The organism is Corynebacterium sp. MSK008 (assembly GCF_030232585.1).
In the GTDB taxonomy this organism is placed as follows: Bacteria; Actinomycetota; Actinomycetes; order Mycobacteriales; family Mycobacteriaceae; genus Corynebacterium.
Map to the genome: position 1 here is coordinate 312,907 of NZ_JASPJX010000001.1, position 18,274 is coordinate 331,180.

Below are 18,274 nucleotides of genomic sequence, written 5' to 3' on the forward strand. Positions count from 1 at the left end.
AACAGTGTTCAAGACGGTCTCCTAGACTTGTCCGCATGGCATTGTTCAGCGTGAAGATGCGCTCCAGCGCGCTCGGCACCCACATCTCGGGCGCCGAACGAATCGTGGAGGAGCGAGAAGTGTCGGACGTGTGCGCCGCGATGAGTCAGCGCGCACTGGCCCACGGCAAGGGAAAGCCGGATTCGATCACCGTGACGGTCACAGCAATCGACGGCGAAGTGGCAGATATCCCGGCGTTGCCAATCAGGGAGGCGCATTGCGCAGACCCGGTAGAGGCCCGCGAGACCGTGATCGACGCGCTCGCCCCGCTGACCCCGCACGCCGCCGAGGCCTGGGAGCTGCTCACTGGCGTGCGCGACATGCGCGGGGCCATCCTGTTCCACGCGGATACCGGTGCACGCCTCGAACCGGATCACGCCCGCGGCGTACGGGTGACCTCCATGGACGCCGCCACCGCCACCGGGGAGCGTCCCGAGGCGCACTCCGGCAAGACCCGCGTCACCGATGCGCTCGTGCTCGCTTCCAAGGTGGCGCACCACCCGGCGGTGCTCGCCGAGGTGTGCATCTCGGACGATCCGGACTACACCACCGGATACGTGGCCTCCAGAGAGATGGGGTACCTGCGCGTGCCCAACATGAAGCCGGTCGGCTCCGAAATGGGCGGGCGCCTGTTCGTGGTAGACACCGATGATCCTGCGGACCTGATCGATTACCTCGAGCACACTCCCGTGCTGGTCGGGGAGGCCAAATGAGCTGGCTCGACAACGCTGCCGAGCAACAGTGCGACAACTGGCGCAGCCAAGGCTTCGAGCGCACCCAAGCAATCTTCAGCACTGGCCAGACCCCGGTAGCGACCATCGACGGGCGCGAGTATGTCCTGTTCAGCTCCTCGAACTACCTGGGGCTGGCCGAACACCCCGCCGTGACCACAGCGGCTACCGACGCACTCAACCGTTTCGGCGCGGGCTCCGGCGGATCGCGCCTGACCACCGGTACCACGGACCTGCACAGCCAGGTTGAGCGCGATTTCGCCCGCTTCCTCGGCTACGAGGACTCCGTGTTTTTCTCCGCCGGGTTCATGGCCAATGCCGGCGTGCTGCAGGCGCTCGCCGGCCCCGGCACGCTCATCGTCTCGGACGAGCGCAATCACGCCAGCATCATCGACGGCTGCCGCTTGGCCAAGGCACAGGGTGCCACGGTGCGTGTGTACCGCCATCGCGACCCGGCGCACGTCGACGAGCTGCTGCGAGGCCACTCCGGAGCAGCGATCGTGGTTACCGACGGGCTGTTTTCCATGGACGGCACCCTCGCGCCCGTCCCCGAACTCCTCACTGTCTGCCGCGCCCGCGGCGCCGCCCTCATGGTCGACGACGCGCACGGCACCGGCACCCTCGGTGCCACGGGCCGCGGCATCACGGAGCACTTTTCGCTTATCGACGACCATCCGGACATCCTCGTCGCCACCTCATCCAAGGCGCTCGGAGTCGAAGGCGGGGCAGTGGCTGCCTCCGCACCCGTGGCAAAACTCCTGCGGCAGAAGGCCCGCACCTTCGTCTACTCCACCTCGTCCACACCGGCCACGTGCGCGGCGGTTTCGGCGGCCATCGGCGTGCTCGAGGGAGAGGAGAGTCCGGTGCCTGCGCTGCATCGGAACATCCGTCGCTTAGCAAGCCAGCTCGGGATGGATGAGTGGGCCAGTCCGATCATCCCGGTGCCCATCGGCGACGAAACCAGAGCGGTGAACGCGGCCGCCAGGCTCCGCGAGGCCGGGTACTTCGTGCCCGCGATCCGTTGGCCAACCGTCCCGCGTGGTGCTGCGATGCTGCGGGTGACGGTGATGGCCACTCACACCGACGCGCAGATCGACGGGCTGGCGCAGGCGCTGAGGCAGGTTCGCTAGAAGCGCTTTTCCACCGGGTTATCAATCTGGGTGTAGTCCGGCGCCTGCCAATCCACGTTCACCGTGTCCTTGGTGTCCAGTCCGACGTTCTTGCCGGCGGTGGGCACTTTGGCAAACGGGTTGCGGCGGGCGCGTCCGGCGCGCAGCTGGCGTTCCACACGCGTTGCCAGCATGGTCAGGCCGTAGTTGATCAGGATCATGATGATGGCTACCACGATCAACGACGGCAGGTAGTTCTGGTTGGCGGATGCGACCTGGGTGCCGGAGCGCACCACTTCCACGTAGCCGATCTGGTAGCCGAGCGCGGAGTCTTTCAGTGCGATGACCATCTGAGAGATCAGGGCCGGCAGCATCGCCGCGACCGACTGCGGCAGCAAGATCCGGCCCATGGTCTGCCAGTGGCTCAGGCCCAACGCTTGGGCGGCTTCGGTCTGCCCGCGGGGCAGCGCCTTGATGCCGGCGCGCAGGATCTCCGCGATGACCGAGCCGTTGTACAGCGTCAGCGCGATCACCACGGCCCAGAACGCGAGGTCCTTCGGCGGGACCAGCCGGTAGACGGCCAGCACCTGGTACAGGAAGATCATCAGCAGCAGCACTGGGATGGCGCGGAAGCATTCGACAACAACTGCGCAGATGCCCCGCACGAGCTTGCTGGGCGCGAGCCGGCCAAGGCCGAATACCACGCCGAAGACGATGGCGAACACGATGGAGACCGCCGCTGCCTTAATCGTGCCCCACAGGCCCGGCAGGATGTAGGTGGTCCATGTGTTGCCCTGCAAGAACGGGTTCCAGCGGCTCGCCTCCAGCTGGCCGTTTGCGGCGAGGTTGTCCAGCACCCACCAGCCAGCGAGCACGACCGCGACGACGGTCAGTGCGGTGTAGATGTAGTTTCGGCGGACGGCGTTGGGCCCTGGGGCGTCGTAAAGCACCGTGGCTCGAACGGAAGAAGACATTATCGTTTCACCGCCAAACGGTTAGAGAGCCAGCCGACGAGCAAGCCCATGGGCAGGGTCAGCATGATGAATCCGAGCGCGAAGATGCCGAACACGGCGAAGAGCTGGTTGGCGTGGAACTCGATGGTGGACTTCATCAAAAGTGAGGCCTCGGCCACGCCGATGACGGACGCGATGGTCGTGTTCTTCGTCAACGCGATCAAGGTGTTGCCCAGCGGCACGATCGCCGCGCGCAGCGCCTGGGGGAAGATGATCAGGGAGAAGATCTGCCCGAAGCTCAAACCCAGCGAACGCGCCGCCTCAGCCTGGCCGAAGTGCACGGTGTTGATGCCGCTTCGCAGAGACTCGGCCACGAAGCACGAGGTGTATAGGACAAACCCCAAGATGGCCAGTCGGAAGTTCTGGTCCGCTAGGAAAGTTGGGGACTCGCGGCTGGCAAGCTCCAGGCCCAGGTTCTGGTACAGCCCGAAGGAGCAGAACAGCACCACGAGGGTGAGCGGGGTATTTCGCACTGTGTTGATGTAGAACGACGAAATGCTCCGCAAGATACCGACGGGGGAAACCCGCATGGCGGTGAGAATCGTGCCCAGGATCATCGACCCGATCGCTGAGTAGAAGGTCAGCTTGATGGTGGTCCAGAACGCTGGCCACAGCTTGGGCGCGAGATCGGCCCACATTGCATCCATAGCGGGAAACTCCCAACGGTGAAAACTGAATAGGAAGAGGCGGAGGGGGCGTTACTCGACGAAGGAGAGGTCGCCGACGGTGTCCTTCTCCACGCCCTGGCCGCCGTCGAGGTTCTCGTCGACGAATTTGTCAAAGGAGCCGTCGGAATACAGCTCGTCGAGTGCCTTGTTCACGGCCTCAAGCGCGCCCGGGTCCTCCTTCTTCAGACCGACGCCGTAGTGCTCGTTTGTGAACTCCTCGCCGTCCTTCTTCAGCTCGACGACCTTGAAGTCGCCCGGGGACTGGGCGGAGTAGCCGCCGAGGATGGTCGCGTCGGTGGTCAACGCGTCGACGTTGCCGTTGCGCAGCGCCTCAACGCAGGAGGAGTAGGTGTCGTACTCCTGCAGCTGCACGCCCGGAAGGGTGTCCTTGACCTTCTGCGCCGGGGTGGAGCCGGTCACGGAGCACAGGATGCGTCCGTCAAGAGACTCCAAGCCGGTGATCTCCGAGTCATCGGAACGCACGAGCAGCGCCTGGTGGGTGAGCAGGTACGGGCCGCCGAAGTCCACGGCTTCGGAGCGGGACTTGTTAATGGAGTAGGTTGCCGCAATCGCCGCGACCTCGCCGTTTTGCAGAACGGTCTCGCGCTGTGCGGAAGGGGTCTCGCGCCAGGTGATCTCAGGGTGCTCCCAGCCATTCTCGTCGGCGATGTGGTTGACCACGTAGGTGATCACATCCACGTCGAGGCCGGTCATGGAGCCGTCTGCCTCGCGCAGGCCGAGGCCCGGCTGGTCGTACTTGGTGCCGAGGGTGACATTGCCGGCCTCAATCTGGCCGAGCAGGCCGCCATCTGCGGAGGTTTCCTCGCCGCCGCAGGCGACAAGGGTAGTGGCAGCGAGCAGGGCGGCGGCTGCGGACGATGCGATGCGGATAGAGCGCTTCATTGTGGGTCTCCTTCTCAAAAGCAGGGTGATTTAGTGGGGCAGAATCTTGCCCAGGAAATCCCGGGCACGGTCGGACTGCGGGTTGGTAAAGAACGACTCGGGGTCGGTGTCCTCGACGATCTCGCCGTCGGCCATGAACAAGATGCGGTCCGCGACCTTGCGGGCGAACCCCATCTCGTGGGTGACAACAACCATGGTCATGCCGCTTCGTGCGAGCTCGCTCATCACATCGAGCACCTCGCCGACCATTTCGGGGTCGAGGGCGGACGTGGGCTCGTCGAAAAGCATGACCTTCGGCTCCATGGCCAGAGCGCGAGCGATGGCCACGCGCTGCTGCTGGCCGCCGGAGAGCTGGGCGGGGTACTTGTCGGCTTGGTTGCCGATGCCCACGCGGTCCAGCAGCTCCCGGGCGCGGGCGGTGGCGTCAGCCTTTTTGGCCTTGCGCACCTTCATCGGTCCGAGTGTGACGTTGTCCAGGATGGTCAGGTGGGGAAACAGGTTGAACTGCTGGAACACCATGCCGACGTCCGAACGCAGCCGCGCCAGTTCCTTGCCCTCTGCGGGCAGTTCCTGGCCGTCGATGTCGATCGCGCCTTCCTCGATGGTTTCGAGGCGGTTAATCGTCCGACACAGGGTGGACTTTCCGGACCCCGACGGCCCCAACACCACAACCACTTGTCCGCGGGGGATCTCGAGGTTGATGTTTTTCAGCGCGTGGAAGTCGTCGAAGTATTTCTCCACACCCACCATGCGAATCATGGGTTCGGCAATTTCCTGTGTCATGTAACGCACCATAGGACAAGAGTGTGAGCCAGATGACACAAATGGCAAATAATTTTGTGAATCACCTGGAAAACCGCGTACAGAACCCGGGTTACAGACAGTTAGGCGGCGGTTAGGCGCAGACAGCTCACCTGGTTAGACTGTCTCGCCGTGACTACGGCGAGCACCACCCAAAACAGCAATCCCCGCACCTACGAGGTGCGCACGTTCGGCTGCCAGATGAACGTGCACGACTCCGAGCGCCTTTCCGGCATGCTCGAAGACGCGGGCTACGTCGCGGCCGATGCCGGCGAGGAGCCTGACTTGGTGGTATTCAACACCTGCGCGGTGCGCGAGAACGCCGACAAGCGCCTCTACGGCTCGCTCGGGCAGCTGAAGAACGTCAAGGCCGGCCACCCGGGCATGCAGATCGCCGTCGGCGGGTGCCTGGCGCAAAAGGACCGCGACACCGTTATTGAAAAAGCGCCGTGGGTCGACGCCGTCTTTGGCACCCACAACATCTCCGCGCTGCCGGCGTTGCTCGACCGCGCCCGTGTGGAGGATGAGGCCCAAGTGGAGATCGTGGAGGCCCTCGAGGTATTCCCGTCCGTGCTGCCGGCCAAGCGCGAGTCCGCTTACGCCGGCTGGGTGTCCATCTCTGTGGGCTGCAACAACACCTGCACGTTCTGCATCGTGCCCAGCCTGCGCGGCAAGGAGGTAGACCGCCGCCCGGGCGAGATCCTCGCCGAAGTCGAAGCGCTTGTGGACCAGGGTGTCTCCGAGGTGACCCTGCTGGGGCAGAACGTGAACTCGTACGGCGTGAACTTCGTCGACGAGGACATGGAGCGCGATCGTTCGGCGTTTTCCAAACTGCTGCGCGCCTGCGGCGACATCGAGGGCTTGGAACGCGTGCGTTTTACCTCCCCGCACCCGGCGGAGTTCACGTCCGACGTCATCGACGCGATGGCGGAGACCCCGAACGTGTGCCCGCAGCTGCACATGCCGCTGCAGTCCGGCTCCGACAAGGTGCTGAAAGACATGCGCCGGTCCTACCGCTCCAAGAAGTTCCTGGCCATTTTGGACGAGGTGCGCGAGAAGCTGCCGCACGCGGCGATCACCACCGACATCATCGTCGGCTTCCCGGGCGAGACCGAAGAGGACTTCCAGGCCACCCTCGACGTCGTGGAAAAGGCCCGCTTCACCTCGGCGTTTACCTTCCAGTACTCGCCGCGCCCCGGCACCCCGGCGGCGGAGATGGAACAGCAGATCCCCAAGGCCGTGGTCCAGGAGCGCTTCGAGCGTCTTCACGCGCTGCAGGAGCGCATCAGTGCGGAGGAGAACGCGAAGCTCGTTGGTACGCGCCAGGAGCTGTTGGTGCAGGAGGACGGCCGCAAGAACGACCGCACCCAGCGCATGTCCGGCCGCGCGCGCGACGGGCGTCTGGTGCACTTCGCGCTCGAGGGCAACATCGACGGCGAGGTCCGCCCAGGCGATATCGTCACCGTCACCATCACCGATGCGAAGCCGCACTACCTGATCGCAGATTCCGGGATCCACGAGCACCGCCGCACTAAGGCCGGCGACAACTCTGAGCGGGGAGAGGTGCCCACCACCGCGCCGATCGGTGTGGGCCTTGGCCTGCCGACGTTCGGCCGGCCCGCCGCCGCTCCAGCAGATTCCGCCTGCTGCGGCGGCTAGGGCAGCCTCCTCGGTTCACTGCCGCGGAGTGGTTAGACCGGCATCGTATGCAATGATGACGAGGTGAACCCTATCCCTCGCGTTGAGCTTGCTCAGGAGGCGACCGACATGGCTTTTCACGGTTGTTTCCGCCATGTGCAGTGATGCGGCGATCTCCTGATTGCTCTGTCCCCGCGCGATGGCGGTGAGCACCTCGAGCTCGCGGGGTGAGAGTTCTTTTGCGAGTTTGGCCGCTAGCGTGGAAGGACTCGTTGCGGCCATATGGGGGCGGAACCGATCGATCACCCGTGCAGTGGTCGAGGGGGCAAGCATCGCGTTGCCAGTAGCAACGGTTCTAATCCCCGATATGAGGTCGGCCGCGCCGCAGTCCTTGAGCATGAATCCCGACGCGCCTGCGGCGAGTGCTTCATAGGCGTATTCATCTAGATCGAAGGTGGTTAGGGCAATTACGCGGGTGGGGTACCCGGCGGCAGTGATTGCTCGCGTTGCTTCTAACCCGTTCATGTGCGGCATGCGGATATCCATGCAGCACACGTCCACTTCCAAACCGCTTTCAAGCAGTTCGAGCGCTTCGTTGCCGTTTGCAGCCTCGCCGACCACCTCGATATCCGGCGCGGTGCTAAGTACTAAGCGAAAGCCGGTTCGTACCAGTTGCTGGTCGTCGACAAGCAATACGCGAATCATGCCTTGACCTCCTGGCCTGCAATTGGCACCTGTGCAACCACTGCGAAGCCTCCTTCGTCCCGTGGGGCTGCAACAAGATCCCCTCCGACGCTTCGAGCTCGCTGGGTCATGTTCGCAATTCCGTTGCCGCGGGCGCCGTCGGTTTGGCGGGCAGCGCCATTATCGACGATCTCGACGCGGACGTGCTCACCCACTTCGGCGACGGCCACGTACGCTTGGGCCCCTTCACCGGCGTGGCGCATGACATTTGTGAGGGCCTCTTGCACGATGCGGTACAAAGCGACTTGAGCAGAGGGCAAAAGCGGGGAGTTTGCAAGGTCGTCGGGGCTTCGAAGTTCGAAGCGCTTACCCGTGGGGTCGCACGATCGCACCAGGTCAGGCAATTGCTCCAAGGTGGGCTGCGGGGCATGGTCTTCGGTCTCGGAACTGACTGCACGAACCAGGTTGCGGGTGTCCTGTAGTGCCTGCACAGCGGCCGCGTGTGCGGAACTGATTGCCTCATAGGCTCCAGGCGGGCAGTTCTGAGACTGGTTGAGCACATGCGCCGCGGCATCCGTCTGTACTGCGATGACCGACAAGGAGTGGGCGAGGATGTCGTGAAGATCTGCGGCGATACGCGATCGTTCCTGTTCTACGGCGAGTTGAGTGGTGAGGCGATGGTCGCGTTCGGTTTGCGCTGCTTGGACGGCGAGCATGGTTGTGCGCTCTCGATGCATGCGGACAACCACACCAATCAACACGGCACCGATCACCGGGATCGCGGAAACGAACAGCACCGGGATCGGATCGAGAACCCAATCGACGAGCGTGCGTGCTGGCCGAAGTGTCGAACTGTTCCACCGGAACCATGTGTGGACGGTCATCGCGAGCACTGATGCCACAGTCCACCAGCGTGTGGTCTTCGATCCTCGCCGAACAGCGATGAAGCACAAGCCGATGAGCGGGACGACGTTGCCGGAGGTGAGATCTGCGGCATCCGCAAGCCGCCCCAGAAACACCTGCCCCACGAGCGCGGGGACGCTGAGTATCACGGTGAGTTCCGGGATGGCGAACAGGAATATCAGGGGCAGGGTGAATGCCAGTGCAAGAAGGAGATTGGGCCACTCATCGGGGAGCGGGTACCGGGCTAGTGCTCCGATCGTGAGCAAGGGAAAGGAAAGCGTCGCAACTATGCAGCCCCATACTAATGGGCGGGTTTTGACGCGTTCGGCGAAATCCTCAACCATGCTCTGTATTGTCCTCCGTTGTCGTTACGCAATACATCCTCCTGCAGTAGATGAACTTTGTGTACCGCAGTCCGATGTGGCGACGCGTGGGCCTCAGGGACACTGTCGCCATGACACATCCTCCCTTGCTGCATGTACACGCAGTCGAAAAGACCTACGGCACCGGTGCGGGCGCGGTCCGGGCGCTTGACCAGGTGAGCTTGGATGTTCCGCGTGGGCAGTTCCTCGCAATCATGGGCCCGTCCGGTTCTGGAAAATCCACTCTTCTTCAATGTGCTGCAGGCCTGGACACCGTGGATGCGGGACAGGTCGTGTTGGACGGCGACGTGCTCACTGCGATGCGCGACGACCAGCTCACCATCACCCGGCGTGACCGGATTGGATTCATTTTCCAGGCGTTCAACCTGATTCCTACGCTCACCGCGCGAGACAACATTGTCTTGCCATTGAAAATGGCCAAACGCACGGCGGATCCGGTTTGGTTTGATCACGTTGTGGGGATGCTGGGCTTGCAGGACCGCCTCACTCATAAACCGACGGAGCTTTCCGGAGGGCAGCAACAACGTGTTGCTGTCGCCCGCGCGCTTATCACTCAGCCGGACATCATCTTTGCTGATGAACCCACCGGCGCGCTTGACCAAGCTACGAGTGCGAGCCTCATTCGGTTCTTAAGGCGCCTCACGGATGAGCTCAACCAAACTCTCGTCATGGTCACCCATGACGCAGCCGTGGCCGAATGGGCTGATCGAATCGTGGAGCTTCGCGATGGCAGTATTGCCAGAGACATCGTTGCCAGGCCGGTGAATTAGCGTGCTCCGTATCTCTCGCACTTCGCCAGCGAACTTAATCGCTGCCCTGTTTGCTACAGCGCTCGTGACATTCACCGTTTTCCTCCAAGCGGGTGTACGCGGAGATCTCGAGCGAGCCGTGCGCACCGCAACCGGCGACGCTGACCTCATTGTCACCCTCACCGGTGCTGACTCGGCATTACCCGCAGATCTCATTGGGGGGATCAGGGCAGTGCCAGGAGTAGAGAAGGTCGAAGAACAGACTGCCGGTATCGCGGTGGTCGACGATGAAATAGGCTCAGCCATCGAAGTGCAGTCGCTTCTCGACGAAACGTTGTTCCGCCTCACTGCGGGGCGTATGCCCACCAGTGACAAAGAGTCGGTCATTGTGGAAACCCCAGGAAAGCCGATGCGTTATCTGCCCGGCGCCGAGATCAACCTCAAGAATAACGGGGGCGGTTCCGAAACCATCGTCGTTGTCGGCACCGCGGAGGCTGACCCCGGCGCGACGATGGAGCCGTCCCTGCCCACGCTTCTGTGTTCGCGCAGTGCCGCTCAGCGGCTGTTGGGGATCGCGGGAAGCAACGCAGCATTTGTTCATGTAAGAGGCAGCGTCGACGATGTTCGGGCACAGGTTGCCGAGAAAGTTGCTCAATTTGGCACTACCGCGCGAGTCGAGAGCAGCAGCGAATACGTTGCTGCGAACGCGTCGAAGTACGAAGCTGGCACACAAACTGTAATGCTCGCGCTGCGTCTGCTTACCGCTGTCGCCTTACTTGCTGCGCTCGTGGTGGTTGGTAACAACCACAGACTTCAGCTTGCACGCCGTACGAGGGAGATTGCGCTACTGCGGAGCATAGGTGCTTTGCGGCGCCAGGTGTTTACGTCTGTAATTGCCCGCGCCGCTGTCGCCGGCGCACTTGGTGCGGCGGGCGGAATCGCACTTGGCGTGGTTGCCGGAGTTTTGGCGCTGAAGGGGATGCCTGCCGCGTCAACAGATGCGGGATTCTGGATGCGGCTGATCGCGCTTGGATTGGCTGCTGGAGTTTTTCCTAGCCTGTTGTCGTCTGTGAGGCCGGCTCGACGGGCAACTCGTGTCGCGCCAGTCGAAGCCCTTCGTCGGACGGAGCCAGCAGTCCGGACAACTGGCGGTTCTCGTGGTGGGGGTGGTTCGCGCACGGTGTTGGCGGTGTTGCTCGTCTTCACCGGGATAGCTGTTACCGTCACCGGCGGGGCCACTCAGTCGCTGGCCCTGGTGATCACAGGAGCGCTCCTCGCATGTGCCGGCTTGTTGAGCCCTGGAGCGCAAATCTTTACGAGTACGGCACTGGGTTTCGGCCGGATAGCAATTGCTCGAGGGGGAGCGCACGCGGAGCTTGCCAGCGAGCAGCTGCGGCGCCACCCCGGGCGATCTGACGCCACCGCAGCGGCAGTGTGGCTAGGGGCGACATTAATGGCAGCGTTGCTCTCCGGAAGCGCCACGGCCCAGGCCACGTTGGGCGAAATTGTCGAGGCTGCGACACCAACCGACATCATTGTCACTCCAGCCGGAGACACGGACAACCCTGTGGAGCTAGGCAACCGCGTGAGTCAGCTTCCCCAGGTTGCAAATACTGCCGTCGTGTCAGACGTCGTGCTTGACGCGGAGTTCGCTGCATCGCCGGATAGTGACGGTCCGATGACCGTGACAGCGTGGACCCCGCAGCTAGGTAGCGTGCTTCGCACCGACGCGATCATCCCTGAACCCGAGCCAGGGACGATCATTTTGCCACCCACACCGGAGACCACTGCGGGGTCAGGGCTAGTCACCGTCACCCTCCGTCAGTCTGGCAATGCACACCCCTTCGATATCACGGTTATTCAAGGCACGCCCCTGATGGGCATCGTGCACCAATCGGATCTTGCACGATTCGCGGTGTCGACGCCCAGCGTGTGGGTGAAGGTGGTACCCGGAGCTGACCCACTTGACGCGGCGGATGCGATTGGCGAGCTACCCGGTGTGGCAACGCTGACCAACCCGGCCGTCCAACGCCTCGAGACGGATGCGGAACTCGCACAATTCGTTGTGCTCGGACTCACGTTTCTCGCCGTAGCTCTGATCATCGCCGTAGTGGGACTATCCAACACCGTGGCGCTCTCAGTCACCGAGCGCTACCGAGAAATAGGTCTGCTTCGTGCCCTTGGAGCCCGGCGCACCCAAATTACAGGGATGATCCTGATTGAAACGTTGCTGCTTGCTCTCGCTGCCGGGCTCATTGGCGTGGTATTCGGAGTGCTCTTCGGCGTTGCTGGGGCGAATGCGTTACTAGGAGGCGAGAAGCTCCATGTTGTGACAGCGATCCCGTGGGCTTCGCTCGCCGCACTGGTGGCGGGCTTGCTCGCAGCTTCGGCGATTGGAGCAGTGCTACCGGCGCGCCGGGCCGCGGCTATTCCGCCGGCTGCGGCGCTCGCGCAGTAGCGGCTAATCAATAGCAGGTACTAGGGGCTACAGTGACTGTCATGACGCAGCCCAACACCGAATCCCTTGCCCGCGCGGAGAAGAAAGCCGCATCCACCGTGGACATGGGCGCAAAGCGATGGGTGCTCGCCGCCGCGGTGGCCATCTATCTGGTGGCGCTGTTCCTGCCGTTCGTCGGCGGAGCGTCGCTGTGGCAGGTGCTCGCCGCCACCGACGCGGCGAAGGACGCCCAGACCGCGATCACGGAGTACGTCTTCGCGTGGATCTCGCTTATCGGCGTCGGTGTGCTGACCACGCTTGCCGTGGTGACACAGCGATTCGCACTGGCAGTACCTGCATGGATGGTCACCACCGTCTCGCTGGTCTACTCCGTGCTTGGCATCTGGCTGCGCAACTCCAACGCCTCCGGCATTAGTCGTGGTCCCGGCTACTACCTAGTCCTGCTCGCGGTAGTGATTGTGGTGTTCACGGTGTTGCCGCTGATTCTGTCGCGCAACGAGGAGCAGGCGGCCGTCGCGAGAAAGCGCGCCGAGGCGCAAGGCAAGGATGAGGTTGCGCTCGCGCAGTGCGCGGCGACGAGGGAGCAGGAAAACCCGTTGCTTATCGACGACCGCCGCGCCCGCGCAGCAGAGCGACACCGCAAATCCTTGGACTAACAGGTACAAGTTCGGGGAGGGTCCCCAGCCCGCAAAAGCCGATATCGGCATGTAGCGTGACCCCCGATCCGCGAACTGGGCTTTTGTGGCAGCTCACCCTGTAAACGCCGATATCGGCGTTTACAGGGTGAGCGCGCTGCCTAACTTTTCTGCCACGCGGTGGTGGAGGAAACCACCTCAGCGTTAAGCCCGCGCATGATGGCGTTCGCCGCGGGCGAGTCGGCGGGGTAGGAGCAGTAGACCGTCTCCAGGTCCTCCCAGATCTCTTTGGCGCGCGTCAGCGACGCGCGCAGCAGTGCCGAGCCGATGCCGCGGCCGCGGTGCTCGGGCAGCACATAGACAAGGCCCAGCTCGCAGACCTTTGCATCGTCTGCGAGGAAGCGCACCACCTCGCACAATCCGACGATCACGCCGTCGACGTAGGCGAGGCCCGTCAGCTGCGCGCCGCCGCGGTCCTGCAATCTGGCGCCGGCGTCGCGGATGCGCTGGATGTCCCACTCGATGGTGTCCATGACCAGCTCGCCGCGCGGGTAGTCGCGCGACGCCGCCGTGAGCAGGCGGGAGAACTGCTCCACCTCGTTCGCGCCTGCTTTGCGGCGCGAGAAGAATCCCGGCCCCTCGATGACCGCAAACTCGACGTTCTCCGTGTCCACGGCGTCCGGCAGCCCCTCAATCGCGGAGATGGAAAACGTGCCCTGGTCCTCCCGGAATGCTGGCGCGTAGCCGTAGCCCCGCACGTGCGGCGGCTCATCGGCGTCGAGGGCGTGGGTGACCCACAGTTGGCGGGTGGGGCGGGAAAGGCGGGCCGACAGGGCGTCGAGAAGCAAAAGAGCGCTTTCCCACGGTGCGTCGGGGATGGGCTCGCCCGGAAGGGGAGCGAGCTCCGAGTCGAACGTGAAGTTCGCTTCGATCACCCCGCGGTCCTCCAGCAGGGGCAGGGAAACGAACAGCCAGGCGTCGAGGAAGTCGAGGTCCTCGGCGAAGAGTTCCGGGTAGCCCAAGTCGGTCACCGGTCGCAGGTGTTGCGAGGACGTCAGGCCGAACAGCATCGCCTCGGACTCTGTGGAGGGCTCGAGGCGCTTGGCAATGTGCGCCGCGGACACGCCGGAGGTGGCAAGACCCGTGATGTCCTGGATGGCCAACGTGGCGGAAAAGGCGTAGCCCCCGACCACGGCTTCGCCAGCATCGGCAGCATCCGGTCGGGGGACGAAAAGGTGGGGGTGGAGCACTCGCAGAAACTTACTAGCCCTCGTTGACGGCCTTGGCGGCGACGTCGGCGAACTCCTGCCACTGCTTCGCCTGCTCGCGGAGGGAGGCGGCCTTGGTGGCGTCGCCCTTGGCCTCGGCGGCCTCGGCCTGCTTGGTAAAGTCGTCGGCCTTGACCTGGAACTGGTTGACCTTGTCCTGCTGCGCCGGGTCGGTCTTGCGCCAGCGAGAATCCTCCGCCTCGGACACGCGCTGCTCGATGCGGCCGATCTTGTCCTCGAACTCGCGCACACGCCCGCGCGGGACAAAGCCGATCTCGTCCCACTTGTCTTGCAGCTCGCGCAGCTTCGACTTCGCCGCGCCGAGGCCCTTCGCGGGATCGATCTGCGAGTCGTACTCGGCGATCAGCGCGTCCTTTGCCTCCGCGTTGGCCTCGAATTCACGGTCGCGCTCGGCGTTGACGGCGTTGCGGGCCTCGAAGAAGTGGTCCTGGGCGGCGCGGAAGCGCTCCCACAACTTGTCATCCACCTCGCGCGGGGCGCGGCCGGCGGCCTTCCACTCCGTCATCAGGTCGCGGTACGCGCGGGCAGTGTGGCCCCAGTCGGTGGAATTCTTCAGCGCCTCGGCACGCTCGACCAGTTCCTCCTTGGTCTTCCTGGCCTGTGCGCGGTTGCGGTCCAGCTCGGCGAAGTGGGAGCCGCGGCGGCGGTTGAAGCTGTCGCGGGCGCGGGAGTAGCGCTTCCACAGCTCGTCGTCGGTTGCGCGGTCGATGCCGCGGATGCCGCGCCACTCCTCCAAAATTTCGCGGATGCGGTCGCCCGCGGCCTTCCACTCCGTGGAGTTCTCCGCCAGGTCCTCGGCCTCAGCGGCGAGCGCTTCCTTGCGGGCGATTGCTTGCTCGCGGCGCTGCGCCTTCTGCTCTTTCGCCTTCTCGCGCGCGGTATCGGAGGCGTCGATGGCCTTGTCCAGGCGGGCCTCCACGGCGTCGATGTCGCCGATCACGGCTGCGTCATCAAGCGATGCCTTGAGTGCCTCAGCAGACTTGCGCAGCGCATCCGCGTCCTCCGGGTGGGCGCGCAGGCGCGTCTCGATGAGCTCCACCTCGGTGACCAGGTCGTCGTAGCGCTGGCCGTAGTGCGCCAGGCCCTCTGCGGGCGTGCCCGCCTGCCAGGAACCGATCTGGCGCTCCTCGCCGCCGCGGGTGAGGAAGACGTTGCCCTCATCGTCCACGCGACCGAACTTGGACGGGTCCGACGGTTCGCGTGCCGGCAGGGGAGCCGGGGTGACGGTCTTCGCCGCTGCTCCGGGGCGCGGCCCGGGCTTCTTCGCCATCGCGGCCGGCGACGGCGCCTTGGTGCCCGGGGTCGGAGTGGAGTTCGAATCGGTCATGGTGGACATCCTTTCCGCGGCCTTTGACATGGCCGCACTGTGCCGCGCGTCGCGGCTGCCTTGCGCAATGCGTGCGATATTACCGGCACTTCACGCTCTGCGGGGTGCAAACGGGGCGCTGGGTAGGGTTGTGCGCGTGAGACCAAACCTGTGGATCGTGCCGGGATCGCCGGCACTCGCGCTTTCGCCTAGCGACGACGCTTCGCACCGCCTCGTACTGGCCGTCCGCGCGCTCGCAGAGACTGCCGGCGGCAGGGCGATCGACATCGTCTGCTCGCTGGATGAGCGCTGGCGCACCGCCCACACCGGGTCCTTTGCTGCCTGGGGCGGGCCGGAGATCACCGTGCGTGCAGGCAAGCACTTAGGCGAGCTGGTCGCACGTTTCGCGTTGGGGGATCCGGAAGTGCGCGAGGTCCGCGGCGAGATCGGCACCCCCGACCCGGACGCGGTGACCGTGGTGGTGCTCGACGGCCCTGCCGGGCTGACGCAGCGCGCCCCGCTCGCGCTGGTCGACGGCGCGCCGGAGTACCACCAGCGGCTGTGCGGGTGGCTGGACGGTGGGCAACCGGAGGTCGTCGATAAGCAATTGCTCGAACCCGCGTTGTGGCATGAACTGGCGACGCTGCGGCCGCAAAAGGCGACATTGCTGGACCACGACGACACCTTGGGCGTGGGACGCTACGTAGCGGAGTGGAGCGTATGAAACCGATCGCAGTAGTGGGCCCGACCGCCAGCGGCAAGTCGGCGCTTGGCATCGCGTTGGCGCACGAGTTCGACGGCGAAGTGGTCAACGTGGACTCGATGCAGCTGTACAAGGGAATGGACATCGGCACCGCGAAGCTGCCCGTGGAGGAGCGGGAGGGCATCCCGCACCACCTGCTGGACATCTGGGAAGTGACGAAAACGGCCTCGGTGGCCGAGTACCAGGAGCTTGCGGTCGCGACGGCGGAAGAAATCATGGCGCGCGGCAAGACGCCGGTGCTGGTGGGCGGCTCCATGCTGTACGTGCAATCGCTTATCGACGCCTGGTCGTTCCCGCCCACCGACCCCACCGTGCGCGCGAAGTATGAAGCCCGTCTCGGCGAGATCGGGGTGGACGCGCTGCACGTGGAGCTGGCCGAGGTGGACCCGGCCGCCGCGCGCGTCATCGAGGACAAAGACCCGCGGCGCACCGTGCGCGCGCTTGAGGTGATCGAGCTAACCGGCAAACCGTTTCAGGCCTCCCAGCCGCCGAAGAACGCAGCACCCCGCTGGGGTACGCGCATCCTGGGGCTGCGCACGAACGCCGAGTGGCTGAACCCGCGCATCGAGCTGCGCACGCGCAAGATGTTTGAGCAGGGGCTTATCGACGAAACACGCGGCCTGGTAGACGCCGGCCTCGTACGCGATTCCACCGCCGGCCGGGCGATCGGCTACGCGCAGGTGCTGGCGATGCTCGACGGCGAGCTCACCGAGGACGAGGCCGTGGAGCAAACGATCACCGGCACTCGCCGGTACGTGCGCCGCCAACGCTCCTGGTTCAACCGCGACCCGCGAACCATGTGGCTGGACGCGGCCGGCGCGGACGTTATGGGCGCCGCGTTAGACTCGCTGGCGTGAAATTCATTAAAGCGCACGCCACCGAAAACGACTTCGTTGTTCTTATTGACGTTGAAGACCAACTCGACGTCACCCCGGAGCAGGTCGAATTCCTCTGCGACCGCCGCGCCGGTGTCGGCGGCGACGGGTTGCTGCGCGTGGTGCGCCGCGGGGGAGCCGAAGGCATGTGGTTTATGGATTACCGCAACGCCGACGGCACCATCGCGGAGATGTGCGGCAACGGCATCCGCGCGTTCGCCCACGTGCTGGTGGCCGAGGGGCTCGAGGACGCGACCGAGTTCGACGTTGACACCCGCGCCGGTGTCAAGCACATCCGGGTGATCTCCGCCGACTGCGCCGACGCGATTGTCTCCGTGGGCATGGGACGCGTTGAGGTCACCGGTGTCTCCACCGCGGCGATGGGCGAGCAGCAGTTCGCGGGCATCGGCGTGGACGTGGGCAACCCCCACCTGGCGTGCGTGATCCCGGGGCTGACCCCCTCGAACCTGGCCGACATGGAGTTTGTGGCCCCTGAGTTCGACCCCGAATTTTTCCCCAAGGGCGTCAACGTGGAAGTGCTCACCGAGCTGGATCAGGGAGCCGTGCACATGCGCGTGTGGGAGCGTGGCGTGGGCGAGACCCGCTCCTGCGGCACCGGCACAGTCGCTGCCGCGCAGGCCGCACTGGCGGACGCGGGCATTGAGAACGGCTCCGTAATCGTGAACGTGCCGGGCGGGGCCGTCGAGGTCCTGCTCGAAGACGGCGAGGCCACGATGACCGGCCCGTCCACGATCGTGTTCCGCGGGGAGCTGGCGGACGAGCTGTAGATTCGGACCTACGCCGGGCCGATCTCTTTCGCGGCCCGGCGTGCGTCGTCCCAGGCCTCCTGCAGCTCAAAGGCGCGCTCGTCGGCGACGGTGAGGATGCGCTCCAGCTGCGCCTTGTCGGTGGAGGTGGACTGCAGGTAGCCGTCGATGCGTTCCAAAAAGCGGCGGGCGGAAGAGGCGCGCAGGAGAAATTCGTTGACCTGCGGCACTGAATTGTCCGGGTTTGCCAGGGCGGGGTAGTGCAGCGTGCGGTCCGCGATGTCGGATGCGGTCGCGCCGTGCTGCAGCTGTTCGTAGGCGTCGAGCACCTCGGCGATGTCGTCGCGCGCGTACTGCAGCGACGATCGGATCGCCAGCACCTCCGGGTCCACCTGCATGCGGCGCGCGAACAGGACCGCGCCGATGATGAGCAGCACTGACAGCAACAATCCCGGCAACTTGAGCGAGAGCACAAGCACCACGCAAGCGGCCAGGACAAACGCGCCAAGCAGCGCTCTGGAGAGATCCCTGTTCGGTGAGCTCATCGGGAAGCCCCTGTA

The 18,274-nt window shown here is 64.6% G+C and carries 18 protein-coding genes; 9 read left to right on the forward strand and 9 right to left on the reverse strand.

The features are described from left to right. Positions 1 to 35 precede the first annotated feature (35 nt). Both QP996_RS01495 and QP996_RS01500 read left to right on the forward strand, forming a co-directional pair. Positions 36 to 752 (forward strand): 6-carboxyhexanoate--CoA ligase, encoded by a 717-nt coding sequence (locus QP996_RS01495; protein WP_284870869.1) that lies wholly within the window; start codon positions 36 to 38, stop codon positions 750 to 752. Next, positions 749 to 1,900: an aminotransferase class I/II-fold pyridoxal phosphate-dependent enzyme gene (locus QP996_RS01500; protein ID WP_284870870.1), complete on the forward strand. Its 1,152-nt coding sequence runs from the start codon at positions 749 to 751 to the stop codon at positions 1,898 to 1,900. Before QP996_RS01495 ends, QP996_RS01500 begins: the two co-directional genes overlap by 4 nt. Here the strand turns inward: QP996_RS01500 and QP996_RS01505 are convergent. The 4 genes from QP996_RS01505 to gluA are packed head-to-tail and all read right to left on the reverse strand — an operon-like array spanning position 1,897 to position 5,222. Next, positions 1,897 to 2,853, reverse strand: a complete 957-nt coding sequence (locus QP996_RS01505; protein ID WP_284870871.1) for an amino acid ABC transporter permease — start codon at positions 2,851 to 2,853, stop codon at positions 1,897 to 1,899. The two genes, QP996_RS01500 and QP996_RS01505, sit on opposite strands and share 4 nt — an antisense overlap. After that, positions 2,853 to 3,539 (reverse strand): glutamate ABC transporter permease GluC, encoded by a 687-nt coding sequence (gluC, locus tag QP996_RS01510; protein ID WP_284870872.1) that lies wholly within the window; start codon positions 3,537 to 3,539, stop codon positions 2,853 to 2,855. Before gluC ends, QP996_RS01505 begins: the two co-directional genes overlap by 1 nt. 51 nt (positions 3,540 to 3,590) lie before the next feature. Then, entirely contained in the window at positions 3,591 to 4,463 is an 873-nt protein-coding gene (locus QP996_RS01515; protein ID WP_284870873.1) for a glutamate ABC transporter substrate-binding protein, read from the reverse strand. A gap of 30 nt (positions 4,464 to 4,493) precedes the next feature. Then, a complete protein-coding gene (gluA, locus tag QP996_RS01520) occupies positions 4,494 to 5,222 on the reverse strand; it encodes a glutamate ABC transporter ATP-binding protein GluA (RefSeq protein WP_284870913.1) in 729 nt (242 codons plus the stop codon). Between the two features lie 174 nt (positions 5,223 to 5,396). Here gluA and miaB point away from each other — a divergent pair, with 174 nt between their 5' ends. Continuing rightward, positions 5,397 to 6,923, forward strand: a complete 1,527-nt coding sequence (miaB, locus tag QP996_RS01525) for a tRNA (N6-isopentenyl adenosine(37)-C2)-methylthiotransferase MiaB (protein WP_284870874.1) — start codon at positions 5,397 to 5,399, stop codon at positions 6,921 to 6,923. 15 nt (positions 6,924 to 6,938) lie between these two features. Here miaB and QP996_RS01530 read toward each other — a convergent pair whose 3' ends face one another. Further along, positions 6,939 to 7,607, reverse strand: a complete 669-nt coding sequence (locus QP996_RS01530) for a response regulator (protein ID WP_284870875.1) — start codon at positions 7,605 to 7,607, stop codon at positions 6,939 to 6,941. Further along, complete coding sequence (locus QP996_RS01535; protein ID WP_284870876.1) at positions 7,604 to 8,833, reverse strand: sensor histidine kinase; 1,230 nt, start codon at positions 8,831 to 8,833, stop codon at positions 7,604 to 7,606. Before QP996_RS01535 ends, QP996_RS01530 begins: the two co-directional genes overlap by 4 nt. Before the next feature lie 110 nt (positions 8,834 to 8,943). Between QP996_RS01535 and QP996_RS01540 the strand changes: the two genes are divergently transcribed. The 3 genes from QP996_RS01540 (at position 8,944) to QP996_RS01550 (ending at position 12,735) form a co-directional block, all read left to right on the forward strand. After that, positions 8,944 to 9,642, forward strand: a complete 699-nt coding sequence (locus tag QP996_RS01540) for an ABC transporter ATP-binding protein (protein WP_284870877.1) — start codon at positions 8,944 to 8,946, stop codon at positions 9,640 to 9,642. A 64-nt stretch (positions 9,643 to 9,706) separates the two neighbouring features. Continuing rightward, entirely contained in the window at positions 9,707 to 12,079 is a 2,373-nt protein-coding gene (locus tag QP996_RS01545; RefSeq protein ID WP_284870879.1) for an FtsX-like permease family protein, read from the forward strand. A 41-nt stretch (positions 12,080 to 12,120) separates the two neighbouring features. Beyond that, the gene (locus tag QP996_RS01550) at positions 12,121 to 12,735 is read left to right on the forward strand and encodes an Rv2732c family membrane protein (RefSeq protein WP_284870880.1); all 615 of its coding nucleotides are present in this window, start codon (positions 12,121 to 12,123) and stop codon (positions 12,733 to 12,735) included. A gap of 140 nt (positions 12,736 to 12,875) precedes the next feature. Here the strand turns inward: QP996_RS01550 and QP996_RS01555 are convergent, their stop codons facing one another. Beyond that, a complete protein-coding gene (locus QP996_RS01555; protein WP_284870882.1) occupies positions 12,876 to 13,964 on the reverse strand; it encodes a GNAT family N-acetyltransferase in 1,089 nt (362 codons plus the stop codon). A 13-nt stretch (positions 13,965 to 13,977) separates the two neighbouring features. Then, entirely contained in the window at positions 13,978 to 15,339 is a 1,362-nt protein-coding gene (locus QP996_RS01560) for a DUF349 domain-containing protein (protein ID WP_284870914.1), read from the reverse strand. A 127-nt stretch (positions 15,340 to 15,466) separates the two neighbouring features. Between QP996_RS01560 and QP996_RS01565 the strand changes: the two genes are divergently transcribed. Genes QP996_RS01565 through dapF form a run of 3 tightly spaced genes read left to right on the forward strand, consistent with a single transcriptional unit; the run spans position 15,467 to position 17,735 of the window. Further along, positions 15,467 to 16,033 (forward strand): hypothetical protein, encoded by a 567-nt coding sequence (locus tag QP996_RS01565; protein ID WP_284870883.1) that lies wholly within the window; start codon positions 15,467 to 15,469, stop codon positions 16,031 to 16,033. Beyond that, the gene (miaA, locus tag QP996_RS01570) at positions 16,030 to 16,929 is read left to right on the forward strand and encodes a tRNA (adenosine(37)-N6)-dimethylallyltransferase MiaA (protein WP_284870884.1); all 900 of its coding nucleotides are present in this window, start codon (positions 16,030 to 16,032) and stop codon (positions 16,927 to 16,929) included. The genes QP996_RS01565 and miaA overlap by 4 nt, the downstream gene beginning before the upstream one ends. Next, a complete protein-coding gene (gene dapF / locus QP996_RS01575) occupies positions 16,926 to 17,735 on the forward strand; it encodes a diaminopimelate epimerase (RefSeq protein WP_284870885.1) in 810 nt (269 codons plus the stop codon). The genes miaA and dapF overlap by 4 nt, the downstream gene beginning before the upstream one ends. 8 nt (positions 17,736 to 17,743) lie before the next feature. Here dapF and QP996_RS01580 read toward each other — a convergent pair whose 3' ends face one another. Continuing rightward, a complete protein-coding gene (locus tag QP996_RS01580) occupies positions 17,744 to 18,259 on the reverse strand; it encodes a hypothetical protein (RefSeq protein WP_284870886.1) in 516 nt (171 codons plus the stop codon). Between the last annotated feature and the right edge of the window lie 15 nt (positions 18,260 to 18,274).